The sequence below is a fragment of the Avibacterium sp. 20-126 genome, assembly GCF_044358625.1.
Classification (GTDB): Bacteria; Pseudomonadota; Gammaproteobacteria; order Enterobacterales; family Pasteurellaceae; genus Avibacterium.
Window position 1 is genome coordinate 816594 of sequence record NZ_CP091457.1, and the last position, 16510, is coordinate 833103.

10 protein-coding genes and 1 pseudogene are annotated in these 16510 nt (G+C 40.0%); 7 read left to right on the forward strand and 4 right to left on the reverse strand.

The window, feature by feature from the left end; all coding sequences use genetic code 11:
* Positions 1-216: 216 nt before the first annotated feature.
* Positions 217-4125 (forward strand): ATP-dependent RNA helicase HrpA, encoded by a 3909-nt coding sequence (gene hrpA / locus L4F91_RS03845; RefSeq protein ID WP_395897386.1) that lies wholly within the window; start codon positions 217-219, stop codon positions 4123-4125.
* Positions 4126-4765: 640 nt separating this feature from the next.
* On the opposite strand, the gene L4F91_RS03850 is transcribed toward hrpA, so the two are convergent.
* The gene (locus tag L4F91_RS03850; protein ID WP_250350532.1) at positions 4766-5263 is read right to left on the reverse strand and encodes a YbhB/YbcL family Raf kinase inhibitor-like protein; all 498 of its coding nucleotides are present in this window, start codon (positions 5261-5263) and stop codon (positions 4766-4768) included.
* 197 nt (positions 5264-5460) lie between these two features.
* On the opposite strand from L4F91_RS03850, the gene L4F91_RS03855 reads away from it, so the two are divergent.
* A complete protein-coding gene (locus L4F91_RS03855) occupies positions 5461-6879 on the forward strand; it encodes an SLC13 family permease (RefSeq protein ID WP_395897388.1) in 1419 nt (472 codons plus the stop codon).
* Positions 6880-6975: 96 nt separating this feature from the next.
* Here L4F91_RS03855 and metE read toward each other — a convergent pair whose 3' ends face one another.
* Together metE and L4F91_RS03865 are read right to left on the reverse strand one after the other, a co-directional pair.
* Positions 6976-9252 carry a 5-methyltetrahydropteroyltriglutamate--homocysteine S-methyltransferase gene (gene metE / locus L4F91_RS03860; RefSeq protein WP_395897390.1) on the reverse strand — a complete coding sequence of 759 codons (2277 nt, stop codon included), beginning with the start codon at positions 9250-9252 and terminating at the stop codon, positions 6976-6978.
* 162 nt (positions 9253-9414) lie between these two features.
* A pseudogene (locus L4F91_RS03865) lies at positions 9415-10282 on the reverse strand (IS30 family transposase).
* A gap of 275 nt (positions 10283-10557) precedes the next feature.
* On the opposite strand from L4F91_RS03865, the gene L4F91_RS03870 reads away from it, so the two are divergent.
* From L4F91_RS03870 to L4F91_RS03890, 5 genes are all read left to right on the forward strand, one after another.
* Entirely contained in the window at positions 10558-11931 is a 1374-nt protein-coding gene (locus tag L4F91_RS03870) for a YdgA family protein (protein WP_265763016.1), read from the forward strand.
* Positions 11932-12102: 171 nt separating this feature from the next.
* A complete protein-coding gene (gene pxpB / locus L4F91_RS03875) occupies positions 12103-12753 on the forward strand; it encodes a 5-oxoprolinase subunit PxpB (RefSeq protein ID WP_250350528.1) in 651 nt (216 codons plus the stop codon).
* Positions 12750-13682 carry a biotin-dependent carboxyltransferase family protein gene (locus L4F91_RS03880; RefSeq protein ID WP_395897393.1) on the forward strand — a complete coding sequence of 311 codons (933 nt, stop codon included), beginning with the start codon at positions 12750-12752 and terminating at the stop codon, positions 13680-13682. Before pxpB ends, L4F91_RS03880 begins: the two co-directional genes overlap by 4 nt.
* Entirely contained in the window at positions 13669-14409 is a 741-nt protein-coding gene (gene pxpA / locus L4F91_RS03885) for a 5-oxoprolinase subunit PxpA (RefSeq protein ID WP_395897395.1), read from the forward strand. The genes L4F91_RS03880 and pxpA overlap by 14 nt, the downstream gene beginning before the upstream one ends.
* A gap of 41 nt (positions 14410-14450) precedes the next feature.
* Positions 14451-15635: an NRAMP family divalent metal transporter gene (locus L4F91_RS03890; RefSeq protein ID WP_395897397.1), complete on the forward strand. Its 1185-nt coding sequence runs from the start codon at positions 14451-14453 to the stop codon at positions 15633-15635.
* Between the two features lie 65 nt (positions 15636-15700).
* Here the strand turns inward: L4F91_RS03890 and L4F91_RS03895 are convergent, their stop codons facing one another.
* Positions 15701-16447: a YdcF family protein gene (locus L4F91_RS03895; RefSeq protein WP_265763033.1), complete on the reverse strand. Its 747-nt coding sequence runs from the start codon at positions 16445-16447 to the stop codon at positions 15701-15703.
* Positions 16448-16510: the final 63 nt, after the last annotated feature.

The window sequence follows — 16510 nt, forward strand, 5'->3', positions numbered from 1 at the left end:
GCTATTTTTATCTTACTAAAAGGCAAGCGGTAGGGACGGACCTATGTGTCCGTCCGTATAAAATCAAAAACAAAGTGCGGTGCAAATTTTATTTATTTTTTGATTGTTTTTAGTAAACTTGCCCACAAATACATAACAAGAAAACCTTGAAAATCATTCACGCTATTGATTATTTTACGCTTGATAAAAGCTAGCGTGATCTCAGATATAAAACTAATGAAAAATACAAAACACAAACAACCATTTAACCCAGTACAAAAAGCCTTATTCACTCAATTAAGCGCGATAATGAACGTGGATTATCGCCGTTTGAAAGGGCGAATTAAAGGGTTACATCAAATCAAAAATGCCCAAACGCAAGAAAAAGTGGCGGCAGAAATCCAACTACAAATTCAGCAAGCACAGGCACGTTTACAGCAACGTCAAGAAGCGGTTGGGAAAATAGAATTTCCTCAAAATTTACCAGTCAGTCAGCGCAAAGATGAAATTTTAAATGCTATTAAGCAAAATCAAGTGGTGATTATTGCGGGGGAAACGGGATCAGGAAAAACCACACAATTACCTAAAATGTGTCTTGACTTAGGTTTGGGCAAAAAAGGGCTAATTGGGCATACCCAGCCCCGTCGTATTGCTGCTCGCAGTGTTGCAACGCGTATTGCAGAAGAATTACACTGTGAATTAGGCTCATTGGTGGGATATAAAGTGCGCTTTAATGATCAAATTAGCGATGAGACTCAAATTAAATTGATGACTGATGGGATCTTATTAGCCGAAATCCAAAGTGATCCTTTTTTAAATCAATATGATACCTTGATTATTGATGAAGCGCACGAACGCAGTCTGAACAATGATTTTATTCTTGGCTATCTGAAACAGCTATTACCAAAACGCCCTGATTTAAAAGTTATTATCACCTCAGCAACCATTGATGTAGAACGTTTTTCTCGCCATTTTAATAATGCCCCCATTATTGAAGTTTCAGGGCGAACTTACCCTGTTGAAGTGCGTTATCGTCCTGTGATTGAAACGGAAGAACAAGATCAAATTCAAGCTATTCTCAATGCGGTTGATGAACTGCAAGCAGAGGGGCGGGGCGATATTTTGATTTTCTTGAACGGTGAACGTGAAATTCGCGATACCGCTGACGCATTAGAAAAGCAGCAACTAAAACATACTGAAATCTTACCGCTCTTTGCGCGTTTATCGGCACAAGAACAAAATAAAATTTTTCACCCAAGTGGCTTAAATCGTATTGTATTGGCAACGAATGTCGCTGAAACTTCACTGACCGTGCCGGGCATTAAATATGTGATTGATCCGGGAACCGCACGCATTTCTCGTTATAGCTATCGTACAAAGGTACAACGTCTTCCGATAGAACCTATTTCACAAGCCTCGGCTAATCAACGTAAAGGACGTTGTGGACGTGTATCAGAAGGGATTTGTATCCGCCTTTATTCAGAGGAGGATTTTAACCAACGTCCAGAATTTACTGATCCTGAAATTTTACGCACAAATTTAGCCTCGGTGATTTTGCAAATGACGGCACTCGGGCTAGATGATATTAGCGCATTTCCTTTTGTAGATGCTCCCGATAAACGCCATATTCAAGATGGCATTAAATTATTGGAAGAATTACAAGCCTTTCAAATGGTGAAAACTAAACAAGGCGAAAAACGCCAGCTCACCCAAATTGGGCGACAGCTTGCGCAACTTCCTGTTGATCCACGCTTGGGAAAAATGTTGCTCAGTGCAGTAAATAGTAATGCCTTACACGAGGTAATGATCATTGTAGCCGCACTCTCTATTCAAGATCCTAGAGAGCGCCCGCAAGAAAAACAACAAGCAGCTGATGAAAAACATCGCCGTTTTGCGGATAAAAAATCTGATTTTCTGGCTTTCTTAAATTTATGGAATTATTTGCAAGAACAGCAAAAGGCACTGAGTAAAAATCAATTCCGCCGTTTATGTCAGAAAGATTATTTGAACTATATCCGTGTACGTGAATGGCAGGATATTTATCATCAAATCCGTTTAACCGTGCGTGAAATAGGTTTGCCGATTAATTCGCAAACAGCAGAATATACTCAAATTCACACCGCACTGTTGGCTGGCTTACTTTCTCATATTGGTATGAAAGAAGCGGAGAAGCAACAATATTTAGGTGCAAGAAATGCCCATTTTGCTATTTTTCCGAATTCTGTGCTATTTAAAAAACAGCCCAAATGGTGTATTGCCGCAGAATTAGTGGAAACCTCAAAACTATGGGGGAGAATGGTGGCAGAGATTGATCCTGAATGGATTGAGCCTTTAGCTCAACATTTAGTGAAAAAATCTTATGCTGAGCCACGTTGGTCAAAAGCTAAAGGGGCAGTGATTGCCAATGAAAAAGTAACCCTTTATGGCGTGCCAATTGTGGCGAGTCGTCCAGTCAATTATGGACGAATAGCTCCGATTGTCAGCCGAGAAATCTTTATTCAATCAGCATTAGTTGAAGGAAATTGGCACACTAAACACGCCTTTTTCTTACAAAATCAACAGCTTATCCGCGAAGTGGAAGAATTGGAACATAAAAGCCGTCGTCGAGATATTTTAGTTGATGAACGCACATTATTTGACTTTTATGATCAACGCATTGGCACGGAAGTGGTGTCGCAAAAGCATTTTGATACTTGGTGGAAAAAAGCTCGCCAACAAGATCCAGAATTGCTTAATTTTGAAAAAGCCTTTCTTACCAATGACAATGCGAATGTCAGTGAGTTAGATTTTCCGAATTTCTGGCATCAGGGTAACGTAAAATTAAAACTGAGCTATCAATTTGAGCCGGGTATGGAAGCCGATGGAGTAACTGTGCATATTCCCTTGCCATTGCTGAATCAAGTAGAAATGCAAGGTTTTGACTGGCAAATTCCGGGGCTACGCAAAGAGCTGATTATTGCGCTGATTAAATCCCTGCCAAAAACCTTACGCCGCCATTTTGTGCCTGCGCCGAATTATGCGGAAGCCTTTCTTGGGCGGGTGAATGATTTAGATAAACCGTTGTTAGAAACCCTTTCTGCGGAATTGCGTAAAATAACAGGCGTTTATGTTGCCCCTGATGAATGGAATTTAAGCCAAATTTCACCGCACTTAACAATGACGTTTCGTGTCGTCAATGAGAAAGGGAAAAAAATTACTGAAAGTAAAAATTTAGATGAATTAAAAGTCCATTTAAAAGAGCAAGTGCAAGAAACGTTGTCAGCAGTTGCAGATGAAGGTATTGAACAAACTGGTATTCATTTATGGAATTTCGATCAGTTACCGCAATATTATGAACAGAAAAAACAAGGCTTTACCATCAAAGCCTATCCTGCCATTGTGGATGAAAAAGAGTCTGTGGGAATTAAATTGTTTGAAACAGAATTTGAACAAGCAGTGGCAATGGAACAGGGGTTACGCCGTTTATTATTACTCAATGTTCCATCACCAATAAAATATTTACACGAAAAACTGCCGAATAAATCAAAATTGGGACTCTATTTCACGCCCTTTGGTAAAGTACTGGAATTAATTGACGATTGTATTGCTTGTGCAGTGGATAAATTAGTGCAAGATTTTGGCGGTTTTGTGTGGAATGAGCAGGATTTCGAGCGCTTAAAAGAGCATATTCGTGCAAATTTAAATGAAACCACGGTGGAAATTGCCAAACAAGTTGAAGAAATATTGACACGGGTCTTTGAAATCAATAAACGTTTAAAAGGCAAAATGGATTTCACCTTAGCTTTTGCACTTTCAGATATTAAAGCGCAAATTAATCATCTGATTTATCCAAATTTTGTACAGAAAATAGGCTGTCAACGTTTACCCGATTTATTGCGTTATTTGCAAGCTATTGATAAACGTATGGATAAATTACTGCAAGATCCTAATCGTGATCGCGCCGCAATGCTAAGAGTAGAAAACGTACAAAACGCGTATCAGCAGCTTTTGCTAAAACTGCCAAAATCGAAGCCAATCCCAGCAGAAGTGGCGGAAATTCCTTATATGATAGAAGAATTAAGAGTAAGTTTATTTGCTCAACAATTAGGGACGAAATATCCTATTTCAGATAAGCGGATTTTGAGTGCGATTAATACATTGGGGTAACGGTAAATTGCTAGAATAGAAATAATGACTTTTTTCTATCTCTTTTCGCTCTTTGAGCAACTAACTTTCTTTTGCTTACCCAAAAGAAAGTTAGCAAAGAAAAGGGAACCCCGATCAAACCGCTTTTTCCTCATTCCAATAAAATTTTCTTAACGAAAAGTAAGCCTGATGTTCGCTTCGCTCTCGCTCGGCGTGACTTTTCTAAAAATTTTATTTCCATTCGGGCGGTTTGGACGGGGAATGTGGTTGGCTTAAATTTAAAGTGCGGTGGGAGTTTTGGATTTTTTAAAATTTATTGAAAAATCACCGCACTTTATTTATTACTTTTTTCTTTGGTATAGCTAACTGGTTTCGATCTTTGAGCGACTAACTTTCTTTTGCTTACCCAAAAGAAAGTTAGCAAAGAAAAGGGAACCCCGATCAAACCGCTTTTTCCTCATTCCAATAAAATTTTCTTAACGAAAAGTAAGCCTGATGTTCGCTTCGCTCTCGCTCGGCATTACTTTTCTAAAAATTTTATTTCCATTCGGGCGGTTTGGACGGGGAGTGAGGTTAGCTTAAATTTAAAGTGCGGTGGAATTTCTAAGATTTTAAAAATCTCAAAAAATAATACCGCACTTTTGTTTTTTAGGATTTACCTCTAAACATCATAAGTTCCCATTACACTGGCTTGAGCCAGAATGTGATTTTGCATAGCAAAGTGTAAATCATTAAATCTAAAACCTGCGTTAAGATCGAGTTCCGTATCTAAGGCATAAACGATTAATTCATAACGGTGGGGGCAATTTGGGGGCGCCATTCCGCCATAGAACGAGGCTTCTGCGATGTCAAATTTGCCTAACACACTTGCCCAACTGTTTGCCCCTTGTACATAATCCGTGGCGCTTTGGCTTTCATTTTCTTGTACGGAGGTACGCGTTAAATTAGCAATAAGCCAATGTATCCACACAAAACCACTCGCGGTAATCGCATCTTTGTCTTCTAACACCACAGCGAAGGATTTTGTGCCTTCAGGTGCATTTTCAATCTCAAAAGGAATCGAGTAAGTTGGCATTCCATTTGGGCTGAATTGTGTACCGCGTTTTCCATATTTATCCAAAAATACGCCTTGTTCAATGGCTTGACTGGTTATTTTCATTCTGTTCTCCTTAATCAAAATTGTCGATAACAAGAAATTAAAAATAGTTAAAAAAGTTAGTCATAATTTTAACTTTTCATTAATAATTTAGCGGAAAAAATAAATCAAAGAAGTCATTTATTTGAATGGGATCACAACAAATTCTAAGTAAATTCTTTATATTAAACAAGCGGTAATCAAACAGTTTGAGGTTTTATATGGGAATTAAACAATATTGGCAAGGAATGCAAACCTTAAATAATAAAAAATTTTTTTGCTTTCTTTTTTCTATTATTTTTGCCTTATTGCTTACCTTGCTTGCTTCTGATGCAAGTTTTACAAAAATTCAAAATTATGTGCTATTTCTACTCTTTTTTTCCATTAGTTTATGGGTAACAGAGGCCATTCCGCCTTTTTCCGTCAGTATTTTGATTGTAGGGTTTCTTGTACTGATAATGGGAAAAAGTGAGGCCTATGATGCAATGAAATATTTGCAGACGTGGTCAGATAGTGTGATTTGGCTATTTTTAGGCGGATTTTTCCTTGCGGAAGCAATGAAGAAAACCAAACTTGATGTAATGTTGTTAAAAGCTGTGCTACCAAAATTTGGCACAAATCCCCTTTATGTGCTGTGGGGGCTAATGCTCGTTACCGCGGTGATGTCAATGGTGATGAGTAACACCGCAACCACGGCAATGATGATCGCCACAATCAGCCCATTATTCTCGCGTTTATCTGAACGGGGGCATTTATCTAAAGCGTTACTATTAGGCATTCCTGCGGCAGCCTCGGTGGGGGGAATGGGGACAATTATCGGCTCTGCACCGAATGCTATTGCCGTGGGAGCATTAGAAAAATTGGGTTATCCTATTTCCTTTTTAGAGTGGATGATGGTCGGCGCGCCTTTAGCATTTTTATTGCTCTTTATTTTCTGGCGGGTGTTAATTTATAAATACAAATTAAAACATCAGGCACCTTTGCGTTTTGATTTTTTAACCCAAGATGAAGAAGACACAACCAACCAAGAAAGATTACATAAAACGATCGTACTAATTATTTTAGCGATCACGCTATTTTGTTGGCTGACTTCTAAATGGATAGGCATTCCTGTTGCCGCAGCTTCCGGCATTCCCATCGTTGGATTAACAATGACAGGCGTGCTAGAGGCAAAAGATGTTCGCCGTTTACCTTGGGATACCTTAATGCTCGTTGCAGGTGGATTGGCGTTAGGGCTTGCGATTGAAGAACAGCAAATCGCCACACATTTTGTTGAGAAAATTAGCCATATTCAAGTGAGTTTTGTCTTATTGCTGATTTTATTTGGTTTTATCACGGTGTTATTGTCGAATTTTATGAGTAATACCGCCGCAACAACGATTCTTATTCCGATGGGGGTATCACTACTTGCAATGGTAGGGGGGGAAGGTGCGCCCCCAACGATTTTGCCTTTAGTGATCGGGTTAAGTGCGTCTTGCGCTTTATTTTTACCCGTTTCCACTCCGCCAAATGCCATTGCATTTAGTACGGGGTTGATTAAACAATCTGAATTTCGTTTAGGCGGGGTAATCATTGGTTTACTGGGGCCTGCACTGACAATTGTGTGGATAATGTTATTGGCAACAGTTCATTTGGTTTAGAGAAAGGCAACGCTAAGATCGTTATGCTTTTTCGTGCGAAAAACCACAATAAAAAACCACCGCACTTTTAAAGTGCGGTGGTTTTTTCTCTATTTTTTATTGAGCGAGTTCAGCGCGTAATTTCTTCGTCACATCAACCATCACTTCTAATTGTTGTAAAGTTTCTGTCCAACCACGAGTTTTTAAACCGCAATCTGGATTCACCCATAAACGCTCTTTTGGTACAACATTCAACGCTTTACGTAGCAGATGCTCAATTTCTTCTGCTTTTGGTACGCGTGGGCTGTGAATATCGTACACACCCGGGCCAATATCATTTGGATATTTGAAATCGGCGAAAGCGTTTAGCAATTCCATATCTGAACGTGAGGTTTCAATGGTAATCACGTCGGCATCAAGTGCGGCGATAGCCGGTAAAATATCGTTAAATTCGGAATAACACATATGTGTGTGAATTTGCGTATCATCTTGCACGCCCATTGAGCTTAAACGGAATGCCTCGCCTGCCCATTGAAGATAGGCGTCCCAATCCGCACGTTTAAGCGGTAAACCTTCACGGATAGCAGGCTCGTCAATTTGGATCACTTTAATGCCTGCTTTTTCTAAATCTAACACTTCGTCAGACAGGGCGACACCAATCTGTTTACACACTGTTGCGCGTGGAATATCGTTACGTACGAAAGACCATTGTAAAATGGTAACAGGGCCGGTGAGCATTCCTTTCATCACTTTGTTGGTGAGACTTTGGGCATATTGCGACCAGCGAACCGTCATTGGCACTGGGCGAACTACATCACCATAAATAATAGGTGGCTTAACGCAACGTGAACCGTAGCTTTGCACCCAACCAAATTTGGTAAATGCGAAACCGTCTAATAATTCACCAAAATATTCCACCATATCGTTACGCTCTGCTTCACCGTGTACCAACACATCTAAGTCCAGACGCTCTTGCTCACGCACGACCAGCTCAATTTCTTTTTTCATTGCGGCTTCGTAGTCTTCAAGGCTTAATGTGCCTTTCTTAAATTGTGCACGGGCTTGACGAATCTCACTGGTCTGTGGGAATGAACCGATATTAGTGGTTGGTAATAAAGGTAAATTTAACCACGCATTTTGTTTGGCAATACGTTCAGCAAATGGCGATTTACGTTGATCCGCCCCTTCTGGCAAATTGGCTAAACGTTCAGCGACTTCTGGGCGATGAATTTCTGTGCTGTTGGCTCGCGTATCAGCAGCAGCTTGACTGGCATCTAATTCTGCTTGAACGGCTGCACGACCTTGTTCAAGTGCGGTTTTAATGACCGATAATTCTTGTACTTTTTGTAACGTGAAAGCAAGCCAGCTATAAAGCGCAGGTTTGTTTTCTTCTAGTTGCACTTCCACAGATAAATCATAAGGGCTATGCAATAAAGAGCAGCTCGGGGCAATCCATAAACGTTCGCCTAATTGTGCTTTTAATGGCTCAAGCACATCTAATACTTGATTTAAATTAGCACGCCACACATTGCGTCCGTCGATTACGCCAGCGGATAGTACCTTATCATAATCGCTAAAGGCGGCAAGCTGCTCAGGCGCACGCACTAAATCAATATGTAAACCGTCCACGGGGAGTGATTTCAATAAGTTTGCGTGTTCAGCCACCGAACCAAAATAGGTGGCTAAAAGTAATTTTGCGTTTACTTTTTCGCTTAATTCAGCATAAACAGCCTGATAAGCAGCTACCCATTGTGCGGGTAAATCTACCGCAAGCGCAGGTTCATCAATTTGGATCCATTCCACGCCTTCTGCGGCTAAGGAATTTAGGATTTCCACATAAACAGGCACGAGTTTATTTAAGAGTGTAAAGCGATCAAATGCGTCGCCTTTTTCTTTACCTAAATGTAAGAACGTTAATGGACCAACAATGGTTGGTTTCACCGTTAAACCAAGGGCTTTTGCTTCACGAATTTGTTGTACATAATGAGCTGGATTGGCTTTAAATTCGGTATTTTTGTGGAATTCTGGCACTAAATAGTGGTAGTTAGTGTCGAACCATTTTGTCATCTCAATGGCGAATTGCTCTTTGTTACCGCGCGCTAGTTGGAAATATTGATCAAGCGTTAATTGTTGGCTATCAAAACCGAAACGCGCAGGAATTGCCCCTGTTGCCACTTGTAGATCCAAAATATGATCGTAAAAGGTGAAATCTGCCACTGCCACATAATCTGCCTTTGCTGCCGCTTGGTGTTTCCAGTTAATTTCGCGTAGCGCTTTGGCGATATCCAATAAATCTTGCTCCGCAATCTCGCCACGCCAATAACGCTCTTGGGCAAATTTAAGCTCACGTTTTGCCCCAACACGAGGAAAACCTAAAAGATGAAATGTTGTCATAATCAAACTCCTGTCTTTATTATTAATCAAATAGACGTCTAAACGTCTTTCTTGCGTTTAATAATGCCGAAAGGTTTCATATTATGCAATATCATAATTTTCACAGTTTGTATGAATTAAATTAATGTGGGTGTTTATGTTGGAAAATTTACTCGTAAATTGTCAAACTAACTGTAACACTTTATCAAAATAAACTTCATAAGGTGTTTTCCAGTTTAAACATTTGCGTGGTCGGTGATTTCATTTATCGACCACGGTTTGTATTTGTGCTTCTGAAAAGGGCGTAATGTCTCGACCTTTCGGAAAATACTCCCTTAGTAAACCGTTCGTGTTTTCATTTGTTCCTCTTTGCCAAGGTTGGTGGGGCAATGGAAAGTAAAATTCAACCTGAAGTCTTTCCGTTACCTGCTGATGTTTTGCAAATTCTTTCCCTCTATCTAGAGTAATGCTCTCTAAAGGCTCATTGTGCAAGGCTTCACTCATTGCCTTAGCAACGCTTTCTGCTTGCTTTGCAGGCAATTTTCTGACGATGGAAAAACGGCTTTTTCTATCAGTCAAGGTCAATAAACAGGCTTTGCCTGTTACGCCCAACACCGTATCCGCTTCCCAATCGCCTAAACGGCTTCGCGCCTCGGCTTCGCTTGGTCGTTCGGTTAAATGATGACTAATAGGGATTTTCCCGCCTTTTCCCGCTATGACGGAGTTTCCGAATCGCCCCTCTTGCCCCGCGCGATAACCCTTTCTCATCAAACCACCCTGTATAAATCCCTCGGTAAATACTGGCAAAGCTAATAGAAAGCGCACTTTGTTCATATTTCAAACGAGCGGCAATTTACTCTGGCGACCAATTCTCTTGTAAGAACTTTTGCTTAACAAAATCAAACAATTTCGGGGCGGCTAACTTTCGCTTGGGTTTGCATTCTACCCATTGTTGATAGTGTTCTTGAGCCGATAGTGCCGTATATTCGCCCTGACAGCGCTTCAATTCTCGTGAAATGGTCGATTTATGTGGCTGTAATCGCTGAGCAATCTAGGTTATTGTTTTACCTAATGCGTGAAAAACCATTATCTTTTCGCGTTCACAAAGGGTAAGATGTTTGTAGGTGTTCATAAGTTCTCATCAGTGATTTTGTCTTGTGCTAAAGTTGATTTCCTTATGAACATTTTTTTATTTGCTGCAGTTAGATTTTAAATTCAAGGATATAAAATTCTCTTAAAAAGCACCGCACTTTATTTTTATACGATTTTTGCGATTTATGGCTAATTGTGTTATTTTTCTGCAAATTTTATTTAAAAGGAAAAGTAATGAAAAAATCAGTTTTATCCGTAGGATTGCTTGCTATTCTTGGTGGTGCTTGGTGCGGTGGTGCGTGGTACACAGGAAAAATCACCGAACAAAAATATATCGACTATATTCAATTTAGTAATCAACGTTTACAGCAATCTTTTGCTGACACAGGCTATTCTGTGCAAATTAAAGATGCCGTTTTAGATCGTGGCTTTTTTAGTTCAAATGTTCATTATCAGCTAGAAATAAAAGACGAAACCTTCAATGAAGTCATTCCTTTTGTGGGAAAAATTTATCACGGCCCTATCACCTTAAATGATTTTTCTTTTGCATTATTTTCTGCGGATACAGAAGTAGAAAAAACGCCAGAGACACAGGCTTATTTTGCAGATAATGGAAAAAATCCATTGAGAACAGTTGTAAGAATGAGTTATGGCCAAGCATTAAAAGGAAAAATTGACTCTGATGTTGTTTATAAGCTGGAAGAGAATGGCGAGATTAGTTGGAATATAACAGGTAAATTTAATTTAAATCAGGAAGGATATGGAAAATCTGAAATCAATGCAAGTAAGTTTTCTTTTCTTGATCCTAAAGGAGTACGCATTATTGCGGAAAATGTAGAGACTGAAGGCGACTTTTTACCAACACAATGGAAAAATATTTATCAAGGAAAATCCAAAGTTACTATTAAAAAAATTGCTGTAAATAAAGCCTCAGAAAAAGAAGAAATCACTTTTGATAACATTAACGCTGAAGGGAATGTTAAAGTTAAAGAGAATTTCTTAGATATGGACTTTGATTATGATGTTAAAAATATTTCCATAAATAATAAACCAATTACAGGATTGAAACTGGCGGGGGAAATCAACCATATTTCTGCTGACGCATTGAATCGGTTAAATGAGCTGAATGAAGATAATCGTGCTAATACTCAACTTTTTGAGCAAGTTCAAACAGAAATTTTGGCAAATCAGCCTGTGTTGAATATTACAAAACTTGAACTTTTTAATGATAAAGGTAAAGCATTAGACGGAAATCTAGAAATGGCTTTGAATAAAGATGCGCCGTCATTAATTGAAAGCAGTAAACTTTTCAAGGCATTTAATAAGTTTCAAATTAATGCCAAGTTAGAGAAAAAAGGTGTCGTTCAATTGGCTACAAACTTATCTGAGGTGTATGGTCATATTGAACCAGAGCAAGAAATTGAAAATACTATCCAGCATTATTTTTCTGATGCCGAACAGCATAATCTGCTAGTGATAAAAGAGAATAACGCCACGTTTAACCTCTTTTTGGATAAAGAAAAACAAAAACTCATTTTTAATCATCAAGAGCTCTCAGAGAAAGAAGTTGTTATGGCATTCTTCTTACTAATGATGAATATGCGTTAATTTAATGATAAAAGCCACTTGGGAAATGAAGTGGCTTTTTATTTTTCAATAAAAATAACTTATCAAATTTGAATAAATTCTATCTTAAGTAAAATTCTGCATTTTTCCCTTGACAGTATGTTGAAAGAACGTTAGAAAAATAACATCTTATTAACAAGTTAGGGGTGTTTTATGCTAACTTTTTCTTTAACCAGCGAACGTTCTCTTCTTTGTTCTTTACCGCCACCTGCGGAGCTAAAAAAACAACAACGTATTTGGCTTGTTGCGGAGCAAATGCGTCAGCATCCAGATATACAAGAAGTGGTGGTGGGAATGAATAACTTCACCTTGTTTTATCATTTTGACATAAATCCAACCGCACTTGAGCAACAAGTTTTGCACTATTGGCAACAAAGCGAGCAGCAAATTCAAGTCCGAGAAAGTCGATTAATTGAAATTCCTGTGCATTATGGTGGGGAATTTGGCGAAGATTTATTTGATGTTGCAAAATTTCATCACACCACACCAGAAGACATTATTCAACGCCACACAGCACCCACTTATACGGTTTTTATGATGGGCTTTCAACCGGGATTTCCCTATTTAGGTGGCTTGCCTGAAAATCTTCATACGCCAAGACGCGATCAACCTAGAACCAAAGTTCCCGCTGGTTCAGTAGGTATTGGTGGTAGCCAAACAGGGGTTTATCCCTTTACTTCACCGGGAGGATGGCAATTACTTGGGCGAACAGAAATGCCATTATTTGATATTCGGCAAGATCCGCCCGTGTTATTAATGGCCGGGGATAACGTAAAATTTGTAGTGGAGAGTATAACGCTATGATTTACATTGAAACGATGTATGGATTTGCCCATATTCAAGATCTAGGGCGTTTTGGTTTTCGTAATTTTGGCATTGGACACGCAGGTGCAATGGACGCATTGGCATTGCAGGCGGGTAATCTTTTACTGAAAAATGAGCCTAATAGTGCCGCCATTGAAGTAACCTTAGGTGGTTTTAGTCTTACTTTTGATTGCGATACGCCTTTTTGTTTAACGGGAGCGTTGTGCGAAGCCTTTCTTGATGACCAGCCGATTTATTCTTATTGGCGATACACAGCAAAAACACGTCAGCGTTTAACGGTCAAACGGCTCACAATGGGGAACTATCTTTATCTTTGTGTCGCTGGTGGTTTTAATGTGCCAAAAGTGCTAGGCGCTTACAGCACGGATCTCAAAGCAGGATTTGGTGGCTATCAAGGGCGCTTACTGCGTGCGGGAGATCACTTAGCAACAGCAAAACGTGATACTTTCCTTTCTTCCATCAGTATTGAACCGATTGATTTCACAAATAGCATTCATCTTGTTGCTTCATCAGAATTTACGGCGTTCACGGCTCAAAGTCAGCAAGATTTGCAACATCAACCTTGGCGATTAGAAAAAAATAGCAGTCGAATGGGGTACCGATTTCGTGGTGAGCAAAAACTCAATCTCACCCAACCGTTGGAAATGCTTTCTTACGCCGCACCAATGGGAACAGTGCAAGTGCCACCAGATGGAATGCCGATTATTTTAATGGCGGACACCCAAACTACGGGCGGTTATCCTAAAATTGCTTGTGTAATCGAGGCAGATTTGGGGCGTTTAGCGCAAACACCATTAGAAAGTGCGGTGCATTTTTCCGTCATTTCTCATCAAGAGGCACGGGAACGTTATCAACAAAATCAAGATTATTTAGCCCAAATAAGGAGAAAAGTAAATGAAACACGTTGATTTAAATGTGGATTTAGCAGAGGGCTGTGGTAATGATCAACGCTTATTACAGCTTGTAACATCAGCCAATGTCGCTTGCGGTTTACACGCAGGGGATTTTAACGAAATGCGAAAAGCGATTCGTTGGGCGAAAGAAAATCAAGTACAAGTCGGCGCACATCCAAGTTTTCCTGATCGAGACAATTTCGGTCGCACGAATATGCAGCTGCCTGATGAAGTATTGAAAGCCTGTTTGCTGTATCAACTTGGCGCAATTAAAGCGCTTTGCGAAGCGGAAGATGTGCCACTGGCTTATGTTAAACCGCACGGTGCCTTGTATAACCAAGCAGCCAAAGACGAAGCACTGGCGACGTTGATTGCGCAAACCTTAAAAGCTTTTGATCCTAAACTTAAATTAATGGGTTTATCGGGAAGTTTAATGTTGAATGTAGCAGCGCAACAAGGCTTAGGCATTATTTCAGAAGTGTTTGCCGATCGTCATTATCTTGCTGATGGTTCATTAGTACCTCGTACTCGCCCAGATGCAATGGTAGAAAGTGATGATGAGGCGATTAGCCAAGTGCTACAAATGGTGCTACAAGGTACCGTGCCTAGTGTTGAAGGAGTAGCCGTGCCAATCAAAGCGGATAGTATTTGTTTGCACGGAGACGGTGAACACGCCATTTCTTTTGCCGAAAAAATTCGTCAGGCTTTAACAAAACACAACATTCAACTGAAATCAAATTAAACCTAAAACAAACGAATAACAACAATATACAGGAGTATTTTATGATAAAAAACCGCAGTGCATTATTAGGTGCCGCTTTTCTGATGGCAACTTCTGCGATTGGACCCGGCTTTTTAACTCAAACCGCAACTTTCACCCAAACTTTATTCGCGAGCTTCGGATTTGTGATTTTACTCTCTATTCTGCTTGATATTGGGGCGCAATTAAATATTTGGCGTATCGTTGCCGTCTCGGAGAAGAAAGCACAAGACATTGCTAATGCGGTCTTACCGGGTGCAGGCTATTTCTTAGCAGTATTAATTGTAATGGGTGGCTTAGCATTTAATATTGGTAATGTCGGTGGCGCTGGCTTGGGGTTAAATATCCTGACTGGCTTGCCTGCGGAAAGTGGCGCGATTATCAGTGGAGCAATTGCGGTTGGTATTTTTCTTTTTAAAGAAGCAGGAAAAATAATGGATCGTTTTGCGCAAGTGATGGGCTTTGTGATGATCGCTCTGACAATCTATGTTGCGCTTAATGCCCAACCACCGATTGCTGAGGCTGCGGTTCATACCTTTATGCCAGAAAAACTTGATGTGATTGCAATTGTCACCTTAGTTGGGGGAACGGTTGGTGGATATATCACTTTTGCTGGCGCGCATCGTTTACTTGATGCAGGGATAACGGGGAAAGACGCCTTAAAAGAAGTCAGTAAAAGTTCTGTTTCTGCCATTTTGATCGCATCAATTATGCGCGTGGTGTTATTCCTTGCTGTGTTAGGCGTGGTCTCGCAAGGTGTAAAACTTGATCCAGCTAACCCCGCCGCAACGCCTTTTTCTCACGTGGCAGGTAATCTGGGTTTAATTATTTTTGGTATCGTGATTTGGGCAGCGTCGATTACTTCTGTCATTGGGGCGGCTTACACCTCCGTTTCTTTCTTAACCACTTTCTCTCCATTTATTGCTAAGCATAGAAATTGCTGGATTATTGTCTTTATCGTCATTTCTACCGCCGTGCTTGCAACTATCGGGAAACCAGCACAAGTGCTTGTTTTTGTTGGAACGTTAAATGGTTTAATTCTACCAATCTCACTCGGATTAATTTTACTCGCAGCACATCGTAGTAAAATTGTCGGAGACTACAAACACCCTGTTTGGATGACGGCAGCAGGCGCATTAGTGGTGATTTTGATGGCTGTATTAAGTGTAATGACCTTATCAAAATACATTGGCAATCTTATGGCGTGATGGCGACTTGAGCATACAAAAAGTGCGGTGAAAAATCACCGCACTTTTTTTGGGCGTGATCGCGTTTAAAATTTTGCTTTCCAATAACCGAGCCACTCTTTTAGGGCTTGCATATTCGCAGGCATTGCGCTGGCTTGGGGAATAAAGTGCATCAGGGTTAAGCCATAACTTTCAGGAGTAATGCCATTGCCTACGCTTGCAGGAAGAACACGAAATCCTTGTTTTTCAAATAAGAATTTTGCACGTTGCATATGCCATTGATTTGTTACCAAAATAATACGTTGAATATGCGCTTTTTCTAATAAAGTCCGCGTAAATTGTGCGTTTTGAATGGTTGTTTGTGCTTTTTCTTCCAGCCATTGCGTTGGGGTATGGAAAAAATCTTGTAGCTCTTTTGCCATAATTTTAGCCTCCGAATTACCATTTGGACTTGCACCAGTAATCAAAATAGGCAATTGCGTTTGTTGATGTAAATAAGCAGCATAACGTAAGCGTTCAAGAGGAATGGCAGGCACAGCAAGCGGACCAAATAATTCGTTACTATCTCGTAAACCGCCACCTAGCACGACGATTGCTTGTGCTGTTTTGTAATCGGCAAGGCTGAGAGGGGGGGCTTTAACTAGGCTATCTTGCAATTTTTGTGCGGTATAAGGAATACTGAACACATACAAAATTGTAATGCCTAAAACAGCGCAAATAAGGCTCAGTTTTTTGTATTGTTTTCTCGCAAAAAGTAAAGAAAAAATCCATAAAATCAAAACATTAAATGGCGGAAGAATGAGGGCTGTAATAAGTTTGGTGAGTAAATACATAAATAATGTTGAGTTGAACAATTTGCTGTTTAGCATAAAGGGCTTGTAATCTTTTGTAAAGAT

Excerpts from the sequence above, each read along its gene's own strand:
- hrpA (WP_395897386.1), top strand. The coding sequence starts at position 217 with ATGAAAAATACAAAACACAAACAACCATTTAACCCAGTACAAAAAGCC.
- metE (WP_395897390.1), bottom strand. The coding sequence starts at position 9,252 with ATGACAACATTTCATCTTTTAGGTTTTCCTCGTGTTGGGGCAAAACGT.
- L4F91_RS03850 (WP_250350532.1), bottom strand. The coding sequence starts at position 5,263 with ATGAAAATAACCAGTCAAGCCATTGAACAAGGCGTATTTTTGGATAAA.
- L4F91_RS03855 (WP_395897388.1), top strand. The coding sequence starts at position 5,461 with ATGGGAATTAAACAATATTGGCAAGGAATGCAAACCTTAAATAATAAA.
- L4F91_RS03890 (WP_395897397.1), top strand. The coding sequence starts at position 14,451 with ATGATAAAAAACCGCAGTGCATTATTAGGTGCCGCTTTTCTGATGGCA.
- L4F91_RS03895 (WP_265763033.1), bottom strand. The coding sequence starts at position 16,447 with ATGTATTTACTCACCAAACTTATTACAGCCCTCATTCTTCCGCCATTT.
- pxpA (WP_395897395.1), top strand. The coding sequence starts at position 13,669 with ATGAAACACGTTGATTTAAATGTGGATTTAGCAGAGGGCTGTGGTAAT.
- L4F91_RS03880 (WP_395897393.1), top strand. The coding sequence starts at position 12,750 with ATGATTTACATTGAAACGATGTATGGATTTGCCCATATTCAAGATCTA.
- pxpB (WP_250350528.1), top strand. The coding sequence starts at position 12,103 with ATGCTAACTTTTTCTTTAACCAGCGAACGTTCTCTTCTTTGTTCTTTA.
- L4F91_RS03870 (WP_265763016.1), top strand. The coding sequence starts at position 10,558 with ATGAAAAAATCAGTTTTATCCGTAGGATTGCTTGCTATTCTTGGTGGT.